General features: G+C 54.4%; 12 protein-coding genes and 1 pseudogene. 10 read left to right on the plus strand and 3 right to left on the minus strand.

All coding sequences use genetic code 11. The features are described 5' to 3' along the window. The first annotated feature begins 75 nt into the window (after window positions 1-75). Together macA and I9018_RS15760 are read left to right on the plus strand one after the other, a co-directional pair. Window positions 76-1,227, plus strand: coding sequence for a macrolide transporter subunit MacA (macA, locus tag I9018_RS15755; RefSeq protein WP_124347620.1), 1,152 nt, complete (start codon window positions 76-78; stop codon window positions 1,225-1,227). A gap of 2 nt (window positions 1,228-1,229) precedes the next feature. Beyond that, entirely contained in the window at window positions 1,230-3,188 is a 1,959-nt protein-coding gene (locus I9018_RS15760; RefSeq protein WP_068588126.1) for a MacB family efflux pump subunit, read from the plus strand. A 107-nt stretch (window positions 3,189-3,295) separates the two neighbouring features. Here the strand turns inward: I9018_RS15760 and I9018_RS15765 are convergent, their stop codons facing one another. Next, the gene (locus I9018_RS15765) at window positions 3,296-4,627 is read right to left on the minus strand and encodes a diaminobutyrate--2-oxoglutarate transaminase family protein (protein ID WP_068588129.1); all 1,332 of its coding nucleotides are present in this window, start codon (window positions 4,625-4,627) and stop codon (window positions 3,296-3,298) included. A gap of 684 nt (window positions 4,628-5,311) precedes the next feature. Here I9018_RS15765 and I9018_RS15770 point away from each other — a divergent pair. The 5 genes from I9018_RS15770 (at window position 5,312) to I9018_RS15790 (ending at window position 13,446) form a co-directional block, all read left to right on the plus strand. Then, window positions 5,312-5,932 (plus strand): TetR/AcrR family transcriptional regulator, encoded by a 621-nt coding sequence (locus I9018_RS15770; RefSeq protein WP_124347630.1) that lies wholly within the window; start codon window positions 5,312-5,314, stop codon window positions 5,930-5,932. Between the two features lie 735 nt (window positions 5,933-6,667). Then, the gene (locus I9018_RS15775; RefSeq protein ID WP_241110051.1) at window positions 6,668-8,137 is read left to right on the plus strand and encodes an efflux transporter outer membrane subunit; all 1,470 of its coding nucleotides are present in this window, start codon (window positions 6,668-6,670) and stop codon (window positions 8,135-8,137) included. Between the two features lie 32 nt (window positions 8,138-8,169). Further along, the gene (locus I9018_RS15780) at window positions 8,170-9,288 is read left to right on the plus strand and encodes an efflux RND transporter periplasmic adaptor subunit (protein ID WP_218188659.1); all 1,119 of its coding nucleotides are present in this window, start codon (window positions 8,170-8,172) and stop codon (window positions 9,286-9,288) included. Between the two features lie 10 nt (window positions 9,289-9,298). After that, entirely contained in the window at window positions 9,299-12,619 is a 3,321-nt protein-coding gene (locus I9018_RS15785; RefSeq protein WP_241110052.1) for an efflux RND transporter permease subunit, read from the plus strand. 449 nt (window positions 12,620-13,068) lie between these two features. Continuing rightward, window positions 13,069-13,446 (plus strand): hypothetical protein, encoded by a 378-nt coding sequence (locus I9018_RS15790; protein WP_241110053.1) that lies wholly within the window; start codon window positions 13,069-13,071, stop codon window positions 13,444-13,446. Window positions 13,447-13,514: 68 nt separating this feature from the next. On the opposite strand, the pseudogene I9018_RS15795 reads toward I9018_RS15790, so the two are convergent. Beyond that, window positions 13,515-13,790, minus strand: a pseudogene (locus tag I9018_RS15795) (LysR substrate-binding domain-containing protein); the annotation flags it as partial. Between the two features lie 409 nt (window positions 13,791-14,199). On the opposite strand from I9018_RS15795, the gene I9018_RS15800 reads away from it, so the two are divergent. From I9018_RS15800 to I9018_RS15810, 3 genes are read left to right on the plus strand one after another with little or no spacing between them, the layout of a single operon-like run. After that, window positions 14,200-16,008 (plus strand): Mu transposase C-terminal domain-containing protein, encoded by a 1,809-nt coding sequence (locus tag I9018_RS15800; RefSeq protein WP_241110054.1) that lies wholly within the window; start codon window positions 14,200-14,202, stop codon window positions 16,006-16,008. Between the two features lies 1 nt (window position 16,009). Then, entirely contained in the window at window positions 16,010-16,870 is an 861-nt protein-coding gene (locus I9018_RS15805; RefSeq protein WP_241110055.1) for a TniB family NTP-binding protein, read from the plus strand. 2 nt (window positions 16,871-16,872) lie between these two features. Next, window positions 16,873-17,925, plus strand: a complete 1,053-nt coding sequence (locus tag I9018_RS15810; RefSeq protein ID WP_346780108.1) for a TniQ family protein — start codon at window positions 16,873-16,875, stop codon at window positions 17,923-17,925. A 292-nt stretch (window positions 17,926-18,217) separates the two neighbouring features. Here the strand turns inward: I9018_RS15810 and I9018_RS15815 are convergent, their stop codons facing one another. Beyond that, complete coding sequence (locus tag I9018_RS15815) at window positions 18,218-19,291, minus strand: site-specific integrase (RefSeq protein ID WP_103326310.1); 1,074 nt, start codon at window positions 19,289-19,291, stop codon at window positions 18,218-18,220. Window positions 19,292-19,784: the final 493 nt, after the last annotated feature.

Below are 19,784 nucleotides of genomic sequence, written 5' to 3' on the forward strand. Positions count from 1 at the left end.
AAGCGAACATTCGAGCAACTTAGCGCAAGCCCGGCCAGTGGCCGGGTCTACCTTTCAACGTATTAGTGGTCATCTATGGAAAAGTCGAAGTTTCGCAAGGTTGTCTGGGGCGTAGGCCTGACCGTTGTTGCCGGCCTGATTGTCTATTCGGTGCAGTCACCGGCTGAGCCACCCCAGTATTTGACCGCCAGGGTCGAGCGGGGCGAGATCGAGAACTCGGTGCTTGCCACCGGGATCTTGCAGGGGATCAAACAGGTCGACGTCGGCGCCCAGGTCTCCGGTCAATTGAAATCGCTGAAGGTCAAGCTCGGCGACAAGGTCAAGAAGGGCCAATGGCTGGCGGAAATCGATCCGCTGGTGCTGCAGAACGCCCTGCGCCAGGCGCAGGTCAACGAGGAAAACCTCGAAGCACAACGCAAAGCCACGGCAGCACAAGTGGTCCAGACCAAATCGGTGTGGGAGCGTTACAACCGCCTGCAATCGGACGCGGCCATCTCCCGCCAGGATTTCGAGACCGCCGAATCCAATTACCTGGTGCAGAGCGCCAACCTGGTAGCCCTGGATGCGCAGCTGAAAAATGCCCGAATCCAGATCGACACCGCCAAAGTCAACCTCGGCTATACGCGTATCGTTGCACCGATGGACGGTGACGTGGTGGGCATCGTCACCCAGGAAGGCCAGACCGTGATCGCCGAGCAGCTGGCGCCGGTGCTGCTGAAATTGGCGGACCTGGACACCATGACCATCAAGGCCCAGGTCTCGGAAGCCGATGTGATTCACATCCAGCCAGGCCAGGAGGTGTACTTCACCATCCTTGGCGAGTCCGATAAACGCTACTACGGCAAACTACGCGGCACTGAACCGGCGCCGCAGAACTACCTGGACACCCAGGCCGCCGGCACGACCAAACAGAACACCGCGGTGTTCTACAACGCCCTGTTTGATGTGCCAAACCCTGATCATCGCCTGCGCATCTCGATGACCGCCCAGGTGCGCATCGTGCGCGACACCGCCAAGGATGTCCTGATGATGCCGGTTGCGGCCCTGGGCAAGCGCAATGACGACGGTTCGTACGTAGTGCGGGTGGTGGATGAGACCGGCCACGCTCAGGAGCGCAACGTGCAGGTGGGGATCAACAACAAGGTCAAGGCCCAGATCAAGGATGGCCTGGTGGAGGGCGACCAGGTCGTCATCGGTGATCCGACGCCGGCCGTGGCGGGGAGCTGACAATGACCCAAGCATTGTTGGAACTCAAAGGCATCAGCCGCAGCTTTATGGCCGGTGAAAAAGCCTTCATGGCACTCAAGAATGTCAGCCTCACCATCAACACCGGGGAAATGGTGGCGATCACCGGGGCGTCGGGCTCAGGCAAGTCGACCCTGATGAACATTCTCGGTTGCCTGGACTACGCCACTGACGGCAGCTACACCATCAGCGGTCGCGAAACCCGTGACCTGGCGGACCAGGAGCTGGCGGAACTGCGCCGCGACCATTTTGGTTTTATCTTCCAGCGTTATCATTTGCTGCCGCACTTGAGCGCCATGCATAACGTCGAGATGCCGGCGATTTATGCCGGCGTGCCGGAAGGCCAGCGCCATAGCCGCGCCAAGGAACTGCTGGCCCGGCTGGGCCTGGCCAATCACTTGGTCAACCGGCCGAGCCAGTTGTCCGGTGGGCAGCAGCAGCGGGTGAGTATCGCCCGGGCGTTGATGAACGGTGGCGAGGTGATCCTCGCGGATGAGCCGACCGGCGCCCTCGATACCGCCAGCGGCAAGGAAGTGATGAACATCCTGCTGGAGCTGCATGCGGCGGGGCATACCGTGATTATCGTGACCCACGACGCCAAGGTTGCGGCCCACGCCGAGCGCATCATCGAGATGCGCGACGGCGAAGTGCTCAGCGATCGCCTCAACGAGCGCGCCGCACCGGAGGTCGAGGCCCCGGTTCCCACCCAGGGCCGGGCTACGCCGGGGCGGCGTCTGGTGGCGAGCCTGGGGTTGTTCAAGGAAGCCTTCGTGATGGCCTGGGTCGCGCTGATTTCCCACCGCATGCGAACCTTGTTAACCATGCTCGGCATCGTGATCGGCATCACGTCGGTGGTGTCGATCGTGGCCATCGGGGAGGGCGCCAAGCGCTATGTCTTGAATGATATTCAGGCGATCGGCAGCAACACCATCGACATCTACCCGGGCACCGACTTTGGCGACAGCCATGCGTCGGCGATTGAAACCCTGGTGTTGTCCGATGTGACCGCCCTCAGCGAGTTGCATTACATCGACAGCGCCACCCCTAACGCCGGACGCAACCTGCTGTTGCGCTTTGGCAATATCGATGTGAACGCCACGGTGAATGGCGTGAGTGCCAGCTCGTTCCAGGTCCGCGGGATCAAGATCGCCGAAGGCATCACCTTCAGCCAGGACGACGACACCCACCAGGCCCAAGTGGTGGTGATTGACCACAACACCCGTAATCGCCTGTTCGGCCCGGACGTCGAGGCGCTGGGCCAGATCATTTTGGTGGGCAACCTGCCGTGCACGGTGATTGGGGTGGCGGCGGACAATAAGAATATCTTCAACACCAGCAAGGCACTCAACGTCTGGGTGCCTTACGAAACCGCCGCCGGGCGCCTGTTGGGTCAACGCTACCTGGACAGCATCACGGTGCGGATCAAGGATGGCCAGCCGAGCAAGGTGGTGGAGGATAACGTGGTCAAGCTGTTGCAACAGCGCCACGGGACCAAGGACTTTTTCACCTACAACCTCGATAGCATCATGCAAACCGTGCAGAAAACCAGCCAGTCGCTGGCATTGCTGCTGTCGTTGATTGCGCTGATCTCACTGGTGGTGGGTGGCATCGGGGTGATGAACATCATGCTGGTGTCGGTGACCGAGCGTACACGCGAAATCGGTATTCGCATGGCGGTCGGGGCGCGGCAGTCGGACATTCGCCAACAGTTTCTGGTGGAGGCGGTGATGGTTTGTCTGATTGGCGGGGTGATCGGGATTGCGTTGTCGTTTGGTATCGGGTTCGTGTTCTCCCTGGTGATCACGGAATGGCAGATGGTGTTTTCGCTGGAATCGATTATCACCGCCTTCGTGTGCTCCAGCCTGATCGGCATCATCTTCGGGTTTGTACCTGCGCGTAATGCTGCGCGGCTGGATCCGATCGAGTCGCTTGCCCGGGACTGAAGCGCATACCAAAAAGCCCGCCAACCGGTGTCGGTTGGCGGGCTTTTCATTGCATCAGGTTTGGCATGGCACAACAGCAGCTCGGCGCTGCTGCTGTTTTCATGGGCTTAGCCGACCACCTGCAAACGGTGCGCGGTGGCGCTGCTGATGGCGTCTTCGAAACGATCAAGTACGCTGCCAACCTGGGCTTCGGTGATGGTCAGGGCGGGCAGGAAGCGCAATACCGAACCGTGGCGCCCACCGGTCTCGATGACGAGGCCGTTGTCGAAGCAGTTGAGCTTGATCGCCTTGGCCAGTGTGCCGTCGCCCAGGCCGGTGCGGCTCTCCGTACGCGGCTTGGTGACCTCGACGCCGATCATCAGGCCACGGCCACGCACGTCGGCAATCGCATCATGGCGCAGGGCAATGTCCTGCAGGCCGGCGAGCAGTTGCGCTCCGCGTGCGGCGGCGTGTTCCACCAGGCCCGCCTGGCGAATGTGGCGCATGGTTGCGCGCCCGGCGACCATAGCGATCTGATTGCCACGGAAGGTACCGGCGTGCATGCCCGGGCCCCAGGTGTCGAGGTGTTCGGCGTAGACAATGACCGACAGCGGATAGCCGCCACCGATGGCCTTGGACAGCACCAGAATATCGGGGACGATCCCTGCGTGTTCGATGGCAAAGGTGCTGCCGGTGCGGCCCAGGCCGGTCTGGACTTCGTCGATGATCAGCACGATACCCAGCTCATGGGTGATCTCGCGCAGCCCGCGCAGCCAGGCGTTCGAGGCAGGAATGCAGCCGCCTTCGCCTTGCACCACTTCGACGAGCACGGCGGCCGGGCGGGTGACGCCACCTTCAGGGTCCGACAGCACGGTGCGGATGTACTCGAGCGACAGTTGATCGGTTTGCTCGCCGTCGGTACCGAACGGGCAGCGGAAGCGGTACGGAAATGGCAGGAAATGGGTGTTTTGTGCAGTAACGCTGGGGATGCCCTTGGGGTTGAGGTTGCCCATGGCCGAGAGGGCGCCAGCCGTCATGCCGTGATAGCCACCGTGAAACGCCATCAATGCCGCACGTTTGGTGTAGTGGCGCGCCAGCTTGATCGCCGCTTCCACCGCATCCGAGCCGCTGGGGCCGCAGAACAGGATCTTGCTGGTATCGCGCATGCCTGCCGGCAGTTGTGAAAACAGCTCCTGCACAAAGGCATGTTTGGCCGGAGTGGAGAGGTCCAGTGCTTGCTGCAACTGGTCGGAGCCCAGGAACTCCAGCACCGCGTCCTTGACTTCCGGCGGGTTATGGCCCAGCGCCAGGGTACCGGCGTTGGCCAGGCAGTCGAGGTATTCCTTGCCTTGCGCATCCCTGAGCCACACCCCGTTGCCGCTGACGAACAGGCGCTGGAAATTGGCGGCATAGGTGCGTGCGTTGGATTCGACTTTCTTCAAATAACTTAGCTCTTCCATGGTCATGCACTCATCGGCTGCGGCAAACGCAGCGCTGGAAAGTTGATGGAACAAGAGAGGGTGTTTAATCCATGACAGCGACTATATTCAGGCAGTAAGCAGTGGGCCGCAGAGAGGGCTGAATGACAGTCGAAAGTGAAAAATAAGTTACACCGAACAGGCGCTGGAACAAGCGCTGCCCGAGCAACTAGAGAGCATGCTTAGCTTGAAGAAAGGTGGCCGTTATCGCTATTGACGCAGACACCGGATGTCCCCGATATCTCTGTCATTTTATAGGGCCTTTAGAGCGGGAAGTTAATGGCAGAAGTGGGGCGCTGGAAGGAACAGCAGGGCGGGCTCATTAGAAGGTACTTTAAGTGCCGCCGGTGCAGATTTTCTTTTCACGGTTGGACAGGCGCAACTCGGGCTGCTGCAAACATTCCTCGAAACGCTGGCGCAAGGAGGTGGCGTCCCCGTTGTACGCAGTGATCATACTCACCCTTTACAACGTAGCAAATGGGAACGCCGCGACCTTCACGCTTTCTGAAGACGAGTTCTAAGGAGCTGAAGGTGGCTCCACAAGCACGAAAGGCTAGACACTCCAAAATATCAAACCTAGGACATGCCGTTGGTGAGCCGGTTGACATTGCAGCTGCCATGGATAATTATGCGACCATTCAGTCCGTTTATTGAGTCACACCAGCTATGGCCCGCACCCGCAACGAACAATTGCATGAGCAACGCCGCGAACAGATCCTGTTGGCAGCTACCCGCGTCTTCAAGGAGAAGGGATTCCATGGCGCCCGTACCGAAGACATCTGCCAGCAGGCGGGCATGAGTGCCGGAGCGGTCTTTCGTTATTTCTCCGACAAACGAGAGATTATTGACGCCATTATCGCAATTGAGTGCGAACGCTACCTTTCTCAGGCTCAACAATTATTCAGTAAGGACGGGTTGCACCACTTAGCTAGCATCAGCGCAGAGAAACTGGCGCAGGAATTGTGCCCTGGAGATCTTGATCTCAGCCTGGATAGCTGGTTGGAGGTAACGCGTGGTCATGACCAGACACGTCTCATTGAAGTAGACCAGCAGATGCGTAAACAGCTGATTGAGCTTCTAGCCAATGGTCAACGTGAGGGCTGGGTTCGCCCGGGTCTTTCTCCACAAGGAGCGGCGGGGCTCTTGTTTTCATTACTCAGCGGTCTGTGGCTGGAAATGAATTTGGGCTTGGCCGCCAATACTGACCACGCTGCTGCGGCACTCGGCGATTTTGTAAGAACCTATCTATTTGTTCCTGAATTTCAACGCAGGTTTGGATCATGGTGAATAGAACCGTTTTAAAACGCCCTTCATCGATGGGCTTTTTTTTAAGAGATAATGAGACGGAGTACTCCGTTTATTTTTTGAAAGTTTCGAATTGGCCTATTGAGCTTCTGCTGTTGATTGTCGGCGTTTTGCTGATGAGCGCCTGTAGTCATTCGCAGGTGGCGCACTCGGAGGAAGCTGTAAATGACTTTTCTCCACATGTAAATAGCACCGATAGAGCAGTGATCAAGGTCCAGGCTACCGAGATCGCGGCGGAGTCCTCGAAAAGCAATGCCTCGCTAGGGGGGAGCAAGAAGATGGATTCTCAAACGAAGCTTCCCATGCCCGAAACGTCCATGAAAAAGACTTGCAGATATTGGGCGACGATCTCGTCGACAGTTACCTATGGACTTCACATGCCGAGAGTCTTACGCAGGAGCCCACTGAGATCCTCCCTCTGTTCGGGCATCTCGGACGCTAAATCAACCCCGTCCAGTGGGCCTTCTGATCTCTCAGGAAAACGTGGTGAACACAGCGATTGCTTCTCTCCATTCTTGAATTCGATAGAAATACTAAGCACCGATATCCAAGCGGGATTGGAAAGTTTTTTATGAGGAAATGTATTGCCTACCGGGAAAATCTACAGCATCCGGAGTATCTAACCTGCCCGCGGTTTATTTCTATGAAAATTCTCTTTACTCAACATGTCACTCAATTAGCGAGTGACAGTTCGCGCCCTACAGGGGAAGCCTGCTCATGCAGTCAACTGCCAATTCAACGGTGAATCCAATTCGGTTGTTTAAACGCCCCCACCGGCTAGCACTCTTTTTTTCTTTTATCAGTACTACCTTGCTCTTATGTAGTTGTGCAACCAAACATGTGGAGCAACTATCAGCCGATCCCAAAGTGCCGGCGCAATGGGAAGCGCCAATGCCTGATTCACGGCGGGCAACTGAGTTGAAGAATTGGTGGAAATCGCAAAATGAGCCGGAGCTTGTGACGCTAATTGAGGCCGCTAATCAAGTCAGCCCCAATATCGCAAGTGCATTAGCACGAATAGAACGGGCGAAGGCATCACAGGTGCAGGATCTATCATCTTTGCTGCCAGAATTAACAGCAACCATGTCGCGTAATAAGTCCTATTCTCCACTCGCTAATGGTGCCTACACTCAAACTCAAACAGGGGTTCAAGTCAGTTGGGCGCTGGACTTGGCCAAACTTAATGGTTCGCAACTAAGCGGTGGTCGAGCGGGACGAGAAAGCGCCGATGCACAATGGCATGACGCCCGCATTTTGGTTGCGGCAGAAGTAGCCGACCTTTATTACGCGTCACGTATTTGTCAGCGTCAGTCCGAACTCTATAACCGGGACGCGAAGTCTTATGAGCGCTCGGTTCAGATGATGCTGCGTTCTTTGCAAGCTGGCATGGCTGCAGATGGGGATCTGGCAGCAGAGCGATATAACGCAGCGCAGGTGATGGGGCAGTTGCAGAAGCAACAAGCTACTTGTGAGCTACAGATCAAGGGACTAGTAGCCTTGACCGGACAAAGCGAACCTAGTCTCCGACAACTGTTGCAACCAGCCTGGCAACGCCCTCTGTCATTAGCCTCATTCAGCGTGTCGGCAATACCAGCCCAGGCCCTGAGCCAGCGTCCCGACGTCTATGTGGCCGAGCTGGATGTCATACAAGCTCAGGCAAGGGTCATGCAAGCGCAAGCCAACCGCTTACCTCGTTTGAGCCTGGAGGGTTTCGTCGGGCGCAGCAGTATCGATGCTGGAGACGTCAGCGTTCGCAATGCCACTAGCTGGACCTTCGGACCCCTGGCGCTAAATCTTCCGATATTCGATGCCGGACGTCGGGCTGCTGACCAGCGGGCCGCCGAGGAAGATCTCAATGCCTCGATCAGTGCGTACCACGCACGGGTTCGCCTTGCAGTACGCGAAATCGAAGAAGCCTTAGTGCAACTCGACAGTGCCGACCAGCGCTTGTGCTACAGCCGCGTCGCTGCTGAACAAGCGGCTATTCGTCTGCAGTCGAGCGAGCGCTTGCTACAGGAAGGAATGCTCAGTCCGTTCGAGCTGGAGGAGCTCCGGCGCAAGGCGCGCGCGGCCGAGCAGGATTCGTTGGCCTTGGATCTGGAAGGTCGACGTGCCTGGACAACCCTCTACCGCGCTGTTGGCGGGGGCTTCGACCGCTCATCTATGAATACTGAATCTAAACCATGACCCAACCAACACCCTTGAACACCGAGGCCCGCATGCGACCTTCGCCTTTCTATGTCATTGCACTGGCGCTGACTCTTCCTCTGTTCATGACAGCCTGCGGGCCTACAGAACTACCAGCGGTTGCGGAGGCCAGTAAGCCCGCACTGACAGTCAGCCTTGCCACCCCGACCTTGCAACCGGTGAGCAATGTGATCAGCGCCAACGGTTCAGTTGCTGCGTGGCAAGAGGCAATTATTGGCCCAGAGATCAACGGCTTGCGCGTAGAGGAAGTCTTGGTCCAAGTCGGAGACCGAGTGCGAAAGGGGCAACCCCTGGCAAGGTTTGCTCGCGATACGGTGGAGAACGATCGAATGCTGGCAGAGGCGGCCTTGCATGAGGCTAGCGCGGCGGCAGGAGAAGCACGCGCGGATGGCCAGCGGGCTCGTAACTTGGAGGATTCCGGCAACCTAAGCGCGCAACGTATTCAACAACTATTGACCCAGGAACAGACTACCCAGGCCCGCCTGGAAACCGCTCGGGCCCAGCTGGCGTTGCAGAAACTGCGCTTGAGCCAGACGGTACTGCGTGCTCCTGACGATGGAATCGTGGCTGCGCGCTCAGCAACCATCGGTTCGGTACCAGCCCAGGGTAATGAAATGTTCCGCTTGATTCGCCAGGGCCGCCTCGAATGGAGAGCGGAATTGGCTGCGCAACAATTAGAGCAGATTCGCCCAGGCCAAAAAGCCATGATCACCTCGCCTGGCGGCAGCACGTGGAGCGGTGTGGTACGTCTTGTTGCTCCGACTATCGATCCAAGCTCACGTCGGGGGATGGTTTATGTGGACATCGACAGCGCGAAAGCAGGGGAGGAGGGCTTTATCCCACCTGGGGCGTATGTCAGCGGTGAACTGATGACGGGGATACAACGAGCGATGATGGTGCCGCAGTCCGCTGTGGTGGCTCGTGATGGTTTTCACTTGGTATTTGTAGTGAGCAAGGACATGCAGGTCTCTGCACTGAAGGTTAGCGTTGGACGCATCTTCGGCGACCAACAGGAAGTCCTTTCAGGTCTTAAAGGAGCCGAGCGTATCGTCGCCAGCGGCGGGGCCTTTCTGAACAACGGTGACAGAGTTCGGCTAGCCAGTTCACCTGCCAACCCTGACCAGCATTGAGAGCCCCGACATGAATCTTTCGACCTGGTCTATCCGCAGTCCCATTCCTTCTATTCTGCTGTTCCTGATATTGAGTATTGCTGGTCTTTACGCCTTCCATGGAATGAAGGTACAGAACTTTCCGGATATGGATCTGCCGACCGTCTCGGTATCGGCGGCACTCCCGGGCGCGGCGCCACCGCAGTTGGAAACTGAGGTCGCACGTAAGTTGGAAGACTCGATTTCTTCCGTGCAAGGTCTGAAAAATCTACGTAGCACCATCCAAGATGGCATGGTGTCGATTTCCGCCGAGTTCCGCCTTGAAAAACCCGTGCAGGAAGCCGTGGACGATGTACGTTCGGCCGTGCAGCGTGTACGCGCGGACCTGCCGACAGACCTGCGCGATCCAATCGTTAGCAAGCTGAACATCATCGGTAGTCCGATCCTGGCGTTTTCTATCAGCTCTAGCAATATGGATGAAAGCGAGCTGTCCTGGTATGTGGACAACACCCTGTCGCGAAACTTGAGAGGGATCAGGGGAGTGGGCTCGGTGACCCGCGTTGGTGGGTTGAGCCGTGAAATCCAGGTTGAGCTTGATCCATTGAAGCTGGAAGCGATCGGTGTCACAGCGGCCGAAATTTCGCAGCAACTGCGCAATGTACAAACCGACGCTACGGGCGGTTTGGTCGATCTGGGTCATAGCAAACAGCCGTTGCGTCTCATGGCGCGAGTCAAAAGTGCTGATGAGCTGACAGCGGTGGAACTGTCGGCTCCGGGTGGGCAGCATTTTCGGCTCGGGGAGGTGGCAAGCATCAAGGATACCGTTGCCGAGCGTAACTCCCTGGCCTTGCTCGACGGTAAGCCTGTGGTCGGCTTCGAGATCGCTCGAGCCAAGGGGGCTGGCGAGGTAGAAGTAGGCGACGGGGTGCAGCAAGCAATAGCGCAATTGCGTCGTGAACGGCCCGACCTGCAGATCACTCAGGTCTTCGACTTCGTCCAGACTGCGCAGGATGAGTTCGATGCCTCCATGAGCATACTTTACGAAGGCGCGCTTCTGGCGATCCTCATCGTGTTCTTGTTTCTGCGGGATGTTCGCGCCACCCTGATTTCAGCTGCAGCCTTACCATTATCCGTACTGCCGGCATTCATCGTTATGGACATGATGGGGTTCTCGTTGAACGCAGTGACCCTGCTAGCTCTGTCGCTGGTAATCGGACTGCTGGTGGACGACGCCATTGTTGAAGTGGAGAACATTGAACGCCACATAACCTTGGGCAAGACACCGCTGCAAGCGGCCAAGGACGCAGCCTCGGAGATCGGCTTGGCTGTGGTAGCCACAACTTTCGCGCTGATAGCGGTGTTTCTGCCAACGGCTTTCATGGACGGTATCGCCGGCAGGTTCTTCAAGCAGTTTGGCTGGACAGCGGCTTTGGCAGTATTCGCGTCTCTGGTGGTGGCGCGCCTGCTGACCCCGATGATGGCAGCCTATCTGATGAAGGCTCATTCAAGGCCCCAGCGCGACCCATTCTGGATGCCAGCTTACTTGCGCATAAGCCAATGGGCTTTGGGCCATCGTTGGATCACCCTGTTCATGGCGGGTGGTTTTTTCGTCGGCTCGCTGATGTTGATTCCACTGTTGCCCCAAGGGTTCTTCCCTCCCGATGACAACTCTCAAACCCAAGTCACTTTGGAGCTGCCTCCTGGTGCCACGCTGGCTCAGACCCAGGCGAAGGCCGAAGATGCGCGTCGTCGCCTGGAATCGTTGCCCCACGTGCAGCGCATCTTCACCACCATCGGTGGTGGCTCTGCGGGAAGTACCTCAGGCGAGGAAAGCAAGCCCGAAATGCGTGTCGCCATGCTTACCGTGCTGCTCGACCCGCGTAAGGAACGGCCGAAGAAAAATGTAATTGAGGCCCAGATCCGTACACAGATGGCCGAGCTGGCCGGCGTGCGCAGCAAGGTGGGATTCGGCAATTCGGGTGAGAAGTACCAACTGGTGCTAGCAGGCGACGATCCTAGGTTGCTGGCTGAGGCAGCAGATGCAGTACAGCAGGACCTGCGAAACCTTCCCGGCCTGGGCAACATCTCCTCCAATACGGGTCTGGTCCGTAATGAAATCATCTTGCGGCCGGACTTCGCCAAAGCCGCCGAGCTAGGGGTTACAGGGACTGCTATCGCCGATACGTTGCGGGTGGCGACTGTCGGTGACTATGACCAATTGCTGGCCAAGCTCAATCTGGAACAACGCCAGATACCTATCGTGGTCAAGTTATCGCGAGATGTGCGGGAGGATATGCGTCTCCTGGAACGCTTGACGGTTAGGGGAGCCAAGGGACCGGTGCTGCTCAACCAGGTGGTGCAACTTGAGCAGAATGGCGGTCCGGCACGCTTGAGCCGAATCAATCGTGCCCGCAGTGTCATCATCGATGTTGAACTCTCCGGGATGCCGCTGGGTGACCTAACCGCTCAGGTGGCAACGTTGCCTTCGATCCGCAATTTGCCTGGCGGCGTCCACCAGGTGACGCAGGGCGACGAAGAAATGATGCGCGAGTTGTTCACCGGTTTCGGCGTAGCCATGTTCAGCGGCGTATTGGCGATCTATGTAGTCCTGGTACTGCTGTTCAAGGACTTTTTTCAGCCCGTCACCATCCTTGCAGCGCTTCCCTTGTCGTTAGGCGGTGCCTTCGTCGGATTGTTGCTGGCAGGTCAGGCGTTCTCGCTGTCCTCGCTCATCGGATTGGTGATGTTGATGGGGATCGCTACCAAGAACTCCATTCTGTTGGTGGATTATGCAATCGAGGCTCGCCGCGGCCATCCCGGCCCGGATGGAGTGGCGACAGAGCAGCCCATGGGACGTACCGAGGCGTTGATCGACGCCTGCCACAAAAGGGCGCGCCCGGTCATCATGACCACTCTTGCTATGGGGGCAGGCATGCTACCGGTAGCCTTGGGCCTGGGCAGTGCCGACCCGAGCTTCCGCAGCCCAATGGCGGTCGCCGTCATTGGTGGTTTGATTACCTCCACAGTACTGAGCCTGCTGGTAATTCCAGCCGTCTACACCATCATTGATGATCTACAGAGTTGGCTGCGCAAACTACCCACTATCCTCAGCAGTGAAAAAGTCAGCTTTAAAAAGAAAGCCGGTTTCGGTTTACTCGGGCTGGTCCTACTTTATTGGTTGGCATTCCCTATCATTCCCTTCCTCGAGATATCGAATAAGATTGCCGTCATGTCGGTTCTGGTGGTGGTTGGCGAAGTTCTATTTCTTATTGCGATAGCGCTACTGGGGAAAGAATATTGGGAGCAAATTAAAGATTGGGCGCGCTCTAAGTTTCGTAAGCGCAAGCGCTAATTTAATTCCAGGCCAACTGTGATAGTTGAATTTCTTGCACCATTAATTAACTTTTAATGCTTTTCATCAGTTGCCCGGCCCTCCTCAGTCAGGGGCGGCCGGCGGGAAGGTGTTGATGGAAAACTTGGGTTATCCATGATTTGGGGACAGTTTATGAGAGCAGGTCGTAAACATACCGGTGATCTTAAAGTTTCACTACTTGCCAAGCGATCGACGTGGTGGCGGCGGACGAAGTGCTTTTGTGCTTGGCTTATAGCTATATTTATCTGTTTTTCCCTCATGGGAATGGCGTCTCCGTGGTTGTTATGGGGGATGGCGTTTAATATTATTAACTTTAGAGGGTCATTTCTTATGAGTACTAGCTTGTTTTCATGAATTGCAGTTCCCCGAACTTCAGAGGGGAATTGGTGCGAATTTTTTAATTTAATTTATAAAGTCCTGGGAGGTTTATGAGAAATCTTGAGTTGTATGGTTTTTCAAAGGTTAATAAAGAGGCAAATGAAAGAGTCTTTTCTATTGGCCTACTCGATTCGGAAGGCGAGAAGGCTGCACGAATGATGGCATGGCAGTGTTTTGCTGAAGACCGTGTAAAAATAGATGATCGCAATGAGCTAACCGCAAAAATTGCTCGAATTAAATATGCTGAAGCTTTGGCTATTTTTGAGGAAGCAGGGGTTGAAATGGATATAGATATAAATGATTTCACCTCATTTTTTTTCGATGAATTGATTGTGCTCAGCAGAAGGGTCACGCAGAAAAGTGTTCAGTATGCTTTTTACTTTTTGTTGGCGCTTGGGGTGTTTGGAATTTATAAGCTCTTTTTCTAGGCATTTAAGTCTTTTGTAACCTGGTCGTTGCGGGATATCTGGCGGAGAAGAAGAGGGGAGTTCCGCTGCGTGGGGTATGACTCGATTTCCAGAACCACCCGCGGCTTGATATCGCAGGTCTCTAACCAATGGTCGACCTGACGGCGGTAATGGCAAGTGTGGCCAAATACGTAAAGCTCAAGATGCTCCAACTCCTCCGTTGAAGGTGCCGAAAGCTTAGTTGGAGTGACTAGCAATAAGCGCTCACGGAATGCCAGGCGGCTAGCTAGCAATGGGTGCTCAATCGGGCCGTCAGTGAGAATAAGATCCATTTCCCCGTCCATCAGTGGACGCTCCAGTAGCATCGGAAGGGCCTAAGCAAACCTCGCAGGATATGTGGAATGGTGAGGACGTGCTTGAGCCGAGCTTCATCACCATTCGCCGGCCGTTGAAAAGCGACTTTTGCGTTGACCTGTATCTTCAGGTCTTCGAAAAAGTTTCCATGGACAAATGGCGGCCACTGTGACGACTGATGAAAAAAGATAGAAAATAAAGTTTCTTAAAATCAGTGAGTTAGGGCTCCGAAGGCTTGAAAAGTAGACAAAACCTTGAGGCACGGCGGAGTATGGTCTACTTTTTAAACTCACTAGAGTCGCCATTTCAGAGCATGTTTTTAAATTACCTATTAGCTAGTTATCAATAACTTCTAATTGTAGGCGGAATTTTCTCACTTGACATATAGATACAAATAACTTGCATGCTCGGATTATTATCATGACTAATGATCTGATTGAGGGCGAGCTTGTAGTCGCTAAAGGCAAGCTTGCTAAGATACAGCAAGTATTTAGCGAAAAAAATATAAGAGTGCAGATCGTTTCCACTGGTGCCGCATTAATGGTGGCAGGCTGTGATATTGAGCGAATTAGAAAGGAAAATTATGATAATAACGTAAGTCGCGACGCGAATGATTATACATCGGAGCAGTTGCTGGTTTTTGCTGAGCGCTACGATGTGATACAGAAGTGGCGAAGGGGAGAGTTAACCACCGCTGAGGGTGGTAAAGCGCTAGGGTTATCAAGAAGTTATTTTTTCCGATTGGCTAAGCTTTATGATGAGAATCTGGGGCCGTTAAGCATGGCTCTTAGGCGGAGAGGCAGAAAGAAAGGGATAACGCGCCTAACTGAAGATATGGAGACGATTATCTCCGATGCTACCAAAAGAATATTCAAAAATGGTTTCGCGAGCTTTAGTAAGGTATGGGTTGAGGTTGACACTACCTGCAAAGAAAAAAACCTAATCTCTCCATGTAAAGATACCGTGCTTCGGCGCGTAAAAATTTTAGTGTCAGAGAAGGAGCAATTTAAGCTAAAAAGGGGTAAAGATGCTGCATCGCAAAAGTACTCAAGTCGACCTGGGAAGAAGTTTATTTCAAGGCCCCTGCAATGGGTTCAGATGGATCATACGTTAGTAGATGTTATATTGCTGGCCGATGATCGTGTGAACATAATAGGGCGCCCTTGGTGGACTGCCATTGTCGATTTGAAAACTAGAGTTATCCTCGGCTACTATTTGAGCCTCCATACTCCATCCTCTGTGTCTGTTGCATGCGCATTAAGTCACAGTATCTTGCCAAAAAAAGAGTTTGCAATAAAGTTGGGCCTGGATCCGGCTGATTATTTTTTTTACGGTGTTCCTGAAGTATTGCATATGGATAACGCTTCAGAGTTTACTTCGCCAAAGCTGAAGTCTGGGTGCACGTCTTTCGGCATCCATCCTGAGTACAGGCCAATAGGGCGTAAGCATTATGGGGGGCATATTGAGCGTCTTATTGGAACTTTCATGACAACTAAAGTGCATCTGCTCAAAGGTACAACCATGTCTAACGCTGTTGCGCGCAGGGGGGTTGATAGTGAAAAGAACGCAACTATGACTTTCTCCGAATTCGTTAGATGGTTTGCGCGAGAGGTTGTTGTTTACCACTCGACAGTTCACTCCGAACTTGGTGAAAGCCCGAGGCAAGCATGGAACAATTTCTATGCGCCTGGCGGAGGCGTACCATACCCACCAAAAGTTGATCAACTAGACAGACTAAAACTTTATTTTATGCCTGAAGAGCTTAGGAAAATTCGTCCTGACGGTATAAGCCTTCATGGGTATAAGTATTGGGACCCTATCCTTGCTCCTTTCGTTGGTGCGCAGCATGCAGTAGTTAAATATGATCCATTCAACCTTAATGAAGTCTGGGTAAAGCTAAATGGTGAATTTTGTCCTATACGCTTGTCGGACCTTACGATTCAAGCATTAACGTACGAAGAGTATAGGGCTAGTAAACTCTATCGAAAACCTATTCGGGCAGGCGCTATTGATAGTGATGCAGGAAGAAAAGCCTATAGAGAAAAGCAAAAAATTGAGAAAGAGAGCGCAAGGCTGACAAGGCAGGAACGCCGCCGTTTAGCAGCCGAACAAATTTATCGTGAGTCATACCTTTCTGAGGAGACAACTACTCAGGAAAGGAAAGTTGATGACAAGAATCCTCCGCCTGATTATTCAGTGCGACCCAGAAGATTCACGCCGGAGAATTAGCATGTGCTCAGATCATGTCAGGGCTGACCTGCAGTACCTTTTATCCGCCACTTATGAGGAAAGGATTGCGGCCATATATAAAGAGCTGTGGGTAGATAATAATTCCAGCGAGGCTGTGTTTCGCATGATGAATAATATAGCCGATGTTCCCGCAAGGATGACTGCTCCTGCCTTATTGGTAGTAGGCCCGGGTGGTTCAGGGAAAACAGCAATAATTTCGCAAATTTACAAGCATGTAAAGAACAGTGAAAAGCTGTTATTTATATCTATGGCGGAATCTCCGGAGATTAATATCAAGAAGACCTTGAGGTCGGCGTTAGCTATGGCTCTCGAGCTTCCTCCTAGTTCAAGCGCGAGACCACAAAGCGGGACAGATATCCCTAACGAGATGCGCGAAGTGATCAAATTGAGGGGGGTCTGGGGTGTGGTTATTGATGAATTTCATGACGTGCTACTTCGCCCTAAACAGGAACAGAGGACAAGCATGTCCATTTTGAAAAAGTTAGTAGGCTCAGAGTATGGTTTAAAGTTGTTTTGCTTTGGAACGGTGATTGCTAGAAATGCGTTAAGGTCGAACGAAGAATTTAAAAGAAGGTTTCATGAAGTCGAACTTTCTGACTGGGTTGAGAGTGAAGCATTTCGATCATTTTTATTTGAGATTGAGGAATCACTCCCTTTAAAGCGGCCGTCGAATCTTTACTCTGAGAAAATGGTGAGACTTTTATTGTTTTTGGCGAATGGGCGAATGGATAAAACATTGGATGTGATACGGGGCGCCGCGTGCTATGCAATAAAAATGGAAGTTGAGCAAATCAATGAGGATTTACTTAAGCGCGCAGCAATGAGCCCTTGGGGTTACTAGAAGTGAAATTTAAAGGCCTGCCAAAGCCAGTCTTTGATGAGACTCTTACTTCTTGGCTTTTTCGATGCTCTGTCAATAGACGTTCTAGGGTAGGCAAACGACTCAGATTGGAGGGCCGTCCAGAAGCTTGGTGGGTGGGGATTGAATTGAAGACCGCTGATGCCGACATTGACTTTGTCACTGCCGAAAAAAAACTGCGAGAGGCAGGATATGAAACGAACTCCCTGATATTAGAAATAGTTTTCGGCCCGCAAGGGAAGCGTTTTGTAGAGTGGAACTTTCGCCGCTTATTTTGCGTTGAATGTTTGCGCCAAGATGTATCTGAGGGTCGCTTGCCAATCTGGAGAAAGAGTTGGTGTTATGAGTTTGCATCCGACTGTTTCGTCCATCGCAAGCAGTTGGACAGCCTCGTTGCTCCATTGCGCTACTCAAAAGCGTGGGATGCTTTTGTTCAACATTGTAAGAGTAATGCAAATCGTATCTCCAGCGCTGATATCTTCTTTGCTCGCCTACGAGCTAGCACGTTGAGCAGGATCGCCAAGGCTGCAGAAAATGGGACAGCAGAAGATCATTACGACTTGAGTAGCCTATTGAGCAGGCTAACCTGCATATTACTACAAGCACCTTTTAAAGGAACCCACGGTGGCTCCGCCAGGATACATTTCCAGGCTAGGCGTGGGATTCAATTTGCCGCGCCAAACTCCTTGTTGGAAAGTTTCTCTGTGGGCGCAGCGACTGCGGATTCCTCTAGCAGAATCGGCGGAATGGTAATTGCCAGTACGCTACTCGGGATCATTCCCGAATCTAGATTTTTAGAGTTTGTTCAATCCTATGAAGTAATGAATGTTAATTCCATACTGCCAAGAAACCTACTTCAGGCTGCAGCATTTCCTCAGTTGGATAGAATTGGATACGGTGTATTACATGATTATCTTGGCTATGTGCCGCGCTCAAGGTTTCCTGTGTTAGATCGGCATCTACAGTTGCAGGAGGATCGCTACAAGCGTGAAGGGGTATTCGATGGAAGGCCTTTAGGGTTGATAGATCGTGCTTAAATAAACTTTATCCGATTTGTTTCTAGATCGTCATACGCACGGGGTTGCTGATTTCAAAGGATATAGTTTGCTATAAATTGGGCTAGAACCGCTTCAAGCGGTCTCTGCTGGATGGCTTTTTTAAACTTCGACTTAGCGTACCGGAGGCTGATGCGATAGTTACATCGAGGATGATTAGTGGAGTGGGGCGCTCCAAACCGTGCTGGTCATCCACTGAGTGGAGCGACCCGACCATTCAAAGTCCGGCGCTGGCGTGTCTGTGCGCTAGGGTAGTTCCGCTGCAGGCTAAGGATTATTTGGCGCGCTCATTGGACGTCTCCATCGATAGCAACTGGCCGGCACGGCTGCCCAATAGCGACCCGGCTTGAAAATAGCCCATCACCGTAGTGATACTGCGGTGCTCAGTCATCGCCATCACCTCTCCCAAGGGCACTCCTTGACGTCCGGCCTCGGTGACAAAGCCCGAGCGCAGGCTGTGCGCTGCCCAATCCCCTTCAAGCCCGGCCAATTGCGCCCGACGCTTGACGATACGCGCCACCTGATCGCCTGACAGTCCAGTGCTGGCCACCCGACCGCCTCTGTACAGCCGACGGAACAAAGGGCCGGTCTGCGCAGGGGCCGCCTCCAGCCACACCTGCAGCGCGTGGGCCGCAGGCCCTTGCAAGGGCTTTTCCCGCCGCTCGCCGCCCGTGTCGGTCTTCGTCGCCCCCAACGTATACAGCCAGGTGTCTGAGTCCAAGCGACGGAGGTCCTGAACCTGCAGGCCAACCACTTCTGAGCGTCTGCGTCCGCCGCCACTCCACGCCAACAGCAACAGAGCACGGTCCCGGAGGCCGCGAATACCATCGGTACAGGTAGCGAGCATCGCCTGCAGCGGTTCCAACACCACAGCGGTTTTCTTGCGAACCGAGACGCCGTGGCGAGCCTGGGCCTTACGGGCTTCACGCAACAGGGTTTTCACGACCTGACTTTCTGCCGGGTTTTCCCATTGTTGCAGGTGATGCCACTTGGCCAGGACGGCCAGGCGGTGGCTGACCGTGCTGAACGCTAACGGGCCTGGTTTTCCCTTGGCGCCAGCGGCGACCAGCGCGGCATCAAGGTTCGCTGGCAGCAGGTGGCTCCAGCCACCCGCGCCGTCGGGTCGGGCAAGGTGGTCGACAATGAACTGCACCGCCACCTCCGGCGGCAAGGCGCCATCACCGAGTGCGCGCCGGTAACGCAGTTGCAGCCAGGCGGACCAATAGGCTAGGGCGCTCTGATAGCTGCGCACGGTGTTGGCCGCAGTACCGGCGGCGATGAATGCGTCTGCGGCAGCACGAGTGCTGGCGGCCAGTTCCGCCAGCACTAAAGGCGAGGAGGAGGGCATCGGTATCGGTTCTGTCAATGTCTTCTTGCTCAACGTTGCAATAGATTCGGATAACCTTTGCTTATCAGATCTAATATAGCTGGAGACGGGCCATGGCAGTAGGGTGCCGGAACTGACGTGTTTGCCCCCGCGGATGCTGTATTGGCTCGCGGCTAGCGGTCGACGGTGGAGCGGGTGCACTTGCAGCTCGGACGGGGTAGTCCGGCGCGGGTTGGTGCGTTGCTGGATCAATGATGGCAACAGTTGGCCGGGCGCTTGCGTGGTGAGACACGGCTGCCCGATCTGCCGAGGGAGGTGGCGCAGGCCTTTTTGACCATCTAGCAGCAGGCCGTCACCCTGGCCCAGAGCGTCACGGAGCAGGCGTTAGCCGGTCAGCGCCAAGTACTGACATAAGAGCGTGAGGCGGCGCTAGGCGCACTAGATGCCCGCCTGGCCAATCTGGAACACTTGCTGACTCAATATCAGGTGCAAATCGACGACCTGTGCAGGCAGC

Source organism: Pseudomonas sp. MPFS (genome assembly GCF_022537035.1).
GTDB lineage: Bacteria > Pseudomonadota > Gammaproteobacteria > Pseudomonadales > Pseudomonadaceae > Aquipseudomonas > Aquipseudomonas sessilinigenes.